Origin of the sequence: Halobacillus sp. BBL2006 (assembly GCF_000786645.1) — a bacterium.
Lineage (GTDB): Bacteria > Bacillota > Bacilli > Bacillales > Halobacillaceae > Halobacillus.
The window spans coordinates 1-4,714 of the sequence record NZ_JRNX01000626.1; the positions used below are offsets into that span (position 1 = coordinate 1).

At 44.1% G+C, this 4,714-nt stretch carries 3 protein-coding genes and 1 pseudogene; all 4 read right to left on the bottom strand.

Going from position 1 to position 4,714, the window contains the following annotated elements; translation table 11 throughout:
- A pseudogene (locus LD39_RS17155) lies at positions 1–1,166 on the bottom strand (hypothetical protein); the annotation flags it as partial.
- Between the two features lie 180 nt (positions 1,167–1,346).
- Entirely contained in the window at positions 1,347–2,876 is a 1,530-nt protein-coding gene (gene ahpF, locus LD39_RS17160) for an alkyl hydroperoxide reductase subunit F (protein ID WP_035550481.1), read from the bottom strand.
- Positions 2,877–2,889: 13 nt separating this feature from the next.
- On the bottom strand, positions 2,890–3,453 hold the full coding sequence (gene ahpC / locus LD39_RS17165; RefSeq protein WP_035550484.1) for an alkyl hydroperoxide reductase subunit C: 564 nt from the start codon (positions 3,451–3,453) through the stop codon (positions 2,890–2,892).
- Between the two features lie 300 nt (positions 3,454–3,753).
- A partial coding sequence (locus tag LD39_RS17170; RefSeq protein ID WP_035550488.1) for a gluconate:H+ symporter occupies positions 3,754–4,714 on the bottom strand: 961 nt, incomplete at its 5' end.

The window sequence follows — 4,714 nt, forward strand, 5'->3', positions numbered from 1 at the left end:
TCTTTTTTTCTTCTTTCCTCTGGTATATCATTTTTTAAAATCTGTGAATCTAATTGGTAATAGTGAACTCGAAGTAGATTCCCATCCTCTTCCCACTGATCTGTGTTGAATGTTGAAGGTTTATTACCACTTACAGCGGAGTTGGTTACTTCGCATATAGAATGAATGGCACCTTGGGAATAGGCAAACACCCAATCGCCAGGCTGAGCCTTTAATAGATCGGTGTGATGAGTGAGTGGGGTTCCACGTTTACTTTTCTTAGGTGCCCACAAGAAGCCTCCGTCTCTTTCATCTTTTAATGTTTGTCCTTGATTCACCCACCAATAATTCCTTTTATTCAAATTTTGGTCAGAATCATTCTCTATCCCCATATCTATCACATTCCCATCATCATCGATTAATTGAGCAAACTTGAGCCAACTCATAATTTTTTTAATTCTATAATCGGCTACGGACTCCTTAATAGGCGTATGATCCCTCGAACTTACTACAGTAAGATAGGCAATTTCCATAAGGAGTTGGATTTTTTGATCATACGTGTAACTGGACATGTACTTCAATAATTCAAAAACCATATGTATAAAAGGGGCATGAAGTATGTTTTTCTTTACTTGATTAAACGAACCATCTGTGTGCAGTAATTCAAAGTTTTCGTCTAAATAACCTAGTATTCTAAGGCTTTGCCTTGAACGAGACTTTAACCTTTGAGTATTGTCATCTTGAAATACTTCTCTAATAGAGGAAGCATTGTATTCTCCATTTATTAGTTCTGTAAGCATTGCAAGAGCTTGGTCAATTGTACTTTCAGGTAATTCTAGTGTTGTAAACTGTTTAATTTTCAGTTTGTTATTTTCTATCTTTTTTACAAACGGTAGGGAAGACAAATAGCCCAGAAAAAAAGAATGTCTTTTTCCTAAGCCTTCAAAATGACTCGCTTCTACAATTATGTTGTTTTTCAATATCTCTAAAGCTCGCCCAAACCAATCTTTATTAACCAACCCATATGGTTGATCCTTTTTTCCTTCTTCATATTTCTTTCTTGATTGTTTGGTCTCCACAAATACGCCATTATCATTAGATGAAACAATGTAGTTAGGAGCTTTTGTACCTAATGTATAGATAACCTCTTTTTGCTTAGCAAAATCAAAAATGAATTCTTTAAGCATACGATCCCTCCGAACAATTATATAATCCAATGGTATCATAGGATTTCATCAATATTAGATTTAATGTCCTAAGGTCTTAAAAAGCCCCCTGTTAACTATGAAGGAGAAGAGGAGCTGTTGAATCCATAAAAAAATCCGCCCATCTCTATCCAAATGGGCGGATTTTTTCAATTATAGGGATTAATTTCGGATAAGATAATCAAATGACCCGAGGGCAGCATTCGCACCATCACCCATCGAGATGATGATTTGATTGTTCGGGCTGTCGGTACAGTCACCGGCGGCAAAGAGACCAGGGATGTTGGTCGCGTTGTGTTTGTCGACGACGACTTCACCAATACGGGATTGTTCAACAGAGTCGTCCATCCATTCGGTGTTCGGGACAAGACCGATTTGGACGAAGACACCGTCTAGTTCAACGTGCTTTTCTTCCTGTGTTTCACGGTCAACATAGGTAAGGCCTTCCACGTTGTCGGAGCCGGTGATTTCTGTTGTCTGGGCGTTGGTATGCACCGTTACGTTTGATAGGCTGTTCAAGCGTTTCTGCAACACTTCATCGGCCTTCAGTTCAGAACCGAATTCGAGGACGGTGACGTTATTCACGATTCCGGCAAGGTCGATGGCAGCTTCGACTCCGGAATTTCCGCCGCCGATGACGGCTACGTCTTTGCCTTCGAATAATGGACCATCACAGTGTGGGCAGTAAGCTACGCCTTTGTTTTTGAATTCTTCTTCACCGGGAACACCGAGCTGACGCCAGCGGGCGCCGGTGGAGACGATGACGCTTTTACTTTTCAGCACGCCGCCGTTGTCTAGTTCAACCTCGAACTGGTCTTTCTTCTCGATACTGCTGACGCGCTGAAGGTTCATGACGTCAATGTTGTAATCCTTCACGTGCTCCTCTAAACTGGCGACGAACTTCGGTCCTTCCGTCTGTTTGACACTGATGAAGTTCTCGATGCTCATCGTATCCAGCACCTGACCGCCGAAGCGTTCCGCCACAATACCTGTACGAATGCCTTTACGTGCCGCATAAATCGCCGCACTGGCACCGGCAGGACCACCGCCAACAACAAGTACATCGTAAGGATCTTTGTTGTTGAATTCGTCGGGATCTGGTCCGTCAGCGATTTCGCCGATGATTTCTTCAAGCGTCATGCGTCCGCCGCCAAAGAATTCGCCATTAACGTAAACGGATGGGACCGCCATGACGTTGTTGCTTTCGGCTTCTTCTTTAAAAGCTGCACCGTCGATCATTGTGTGCGTGATGTTCGGATTCAGTACGCTCATTAAGTTCAGCGCCTGTACGACATCAGGGCAGTTGTGGCAGCTTAAACTGACATACGTTTCGAAATGAAACTCGCCGCTGATCTTTGAAATCTGATCGATTACGCTTTGATCTGCTTTTGGTGCACGTCCGCTCACCTGAAGGAGCGCAAGGACGAGAGAAGTGAATTCATGGCCCAGCGGAACACCGGCAAACGTAATGCCAGTCTCCTCACCAGGACGGTTCACGCTGAAGCTTGGTGTACGTTTTAGTTGTGCATTTTCTACAGTAATGCGAGGGGACATGGAGACAAGCTCATCGGTAAGACCGATCATCTCCTTGGAAACATCGTCGTCTCCTGCACTGACCTTCAGTACAACGTCTCCCTCCATCAGCTCTAGATACTGGTTTAATTGGGACTTAATTTGTGCATCAAGAACCATTTAACTACACTCCTTAGATTTTACCTACTAGATCAAGGCTTGGCGTAAGGGTATCGTTTCCTTCTTCCCATTTCGCCGGGCAAACTTCGCCTGGATTCTGGCGAACGTATTGAGCTGCTTTGATTTTGTTGATTAGTGTATCTGCATCGCGGCCGATTCCGCCTGCGTTAATTTCAACGGTTTGGATGACGCCATCTGGGTCGATCACGAATGTACCGCGGTCAGCTAGACCTTCTTCTTCGTTCAATACGTCGAAGTTGCGGGAGATTGTTTGAGATGGATCACCGATCATTGTATATTCGATTTTACCGATTTTTTCTGAGCTGTCGTGCCAGCCTTTGTGTACGAAGTGGGTATCTGTAGAAACAGAGTAAACTTCAGCACCTAGTTCTTTTAATGCTTCATAGTTATTTTGAAGGTCTTCCAGTTCTGTCGGGCATACGAAAGAGAAATCCGCAGGGTAGAAGCAGACAACGCTCCACTGACCTTTGAAATCTTCGTTCGATACGTCAACGAACTCACCTTGTTTGAATGCTTTTGCCTGGAATGATTGTACTTCTTTTCCGATTAGAGACATAAGTAAAAATCCTCCTAGATGTGTTTTTAGAATGATTGTTTCAAAGAATCATTGTTTATAATAATTCTAATTCAATATTTATTATTATATACGATTGGTTTTTTGTCAACTCTTACACAATTTTGTCGAATGAAAAAGTCCATCTACCGTTAAAAGGAGGATGGACGTTCATCTGTATCTAGCAGTTTATCAATGAATCGGGCACCCTATCAATTGGAACGGGTTAAGGGATGTTTTTTGCTCAGAATGCTAAAAAAGTTCGTCCACCGTGAGAAGGTGAACGAACTTTTTCCATATCTATTAAACAAATAGACTCATCAATAAAATAAATCCTAGACCGACAACAGAGATCAGCGTTTCAAGCAGCGTCCACGTTGCGAACGTCTCTTTCATATTCAAGCCGAAATACTCCTTGAACATCCAGAAACCAGCGTCGTTGACGTGGGAAGCGATCAGACTTCCGGCACCGGTGGAAAGCACCATCAATGCCAGGTTCACGTCCGATTGTCCAAGTAGTGGGACGACTAACCCAACGGTTGTCAGCGCGGCAACGGTAGCGGATCCCAGGGAAATACGCAGGATTGCGGCGATCAGCCAGGCAAGCAGGATCGGAGACATGGTCGATCCTTCAAACAGCTTCGCGACATAGTCGCCGACACCGCCGTCGATCAAGACTTGTTTGAACGCTCCGCCTCCGCCGATGATCAACAGCATCATCCCGATTTGAGCGATAGCTGTCGAGCAGGAGTCCATGATGTCTTTCATCGGGATGTTCCGTGCGACGCCCATCGTATAAACGGCAACGAGAATCGAGATCAGCATCGCGGTAGATGCGTTTCCAATTAAGTTCACGACATGGGTGAATCCATTTTCTTCAATCCCCATCGTGTCTTGAATCAAGGTAATAATGGTTGATAAGGCAATTAAAATGACCGGCAACATCGCTGTGAAAACACTGATGCCGAATCCAGGTGTTTCTTCTAATTTGAATGATTTTTGTTCGCCTAAAGAAGCGATGTTTCCAGATTTCTTGAACGAATCCGGAACGATTTTTTTAGCAATCTTCGTGAAGACCGGTCCGGCAATGATAACCGTTGGAACAGCAATGATAATGCCGTAAACGAGTACTTTTCCGATGTCTGCGCCATATTCCCCGGCAATGACTGTTGGGCCCGGGTGGGGGGGCAGAAAGCCGTGTGTGACAGACAAAGCGGCTGCCATCGGAAGACCAAGGTACAAGATCGATACTTTCAATTCTTTC

Coding starts and splice junctions, on each gene's coding strand:
- ahpF (WP_035550481.1), bottom strand. CDS start 2,876: ATGGTTCTTGATGCACAAATTAAGTCCCAATTAAACCAGTATCTAGAG.
- ahpC (WP_035550484.1), bottom strand. CDS start 3,453: ATGTCTCTAATCGGAAAAGAAGTACAATCATTCCAGGCAAAAGCATTC.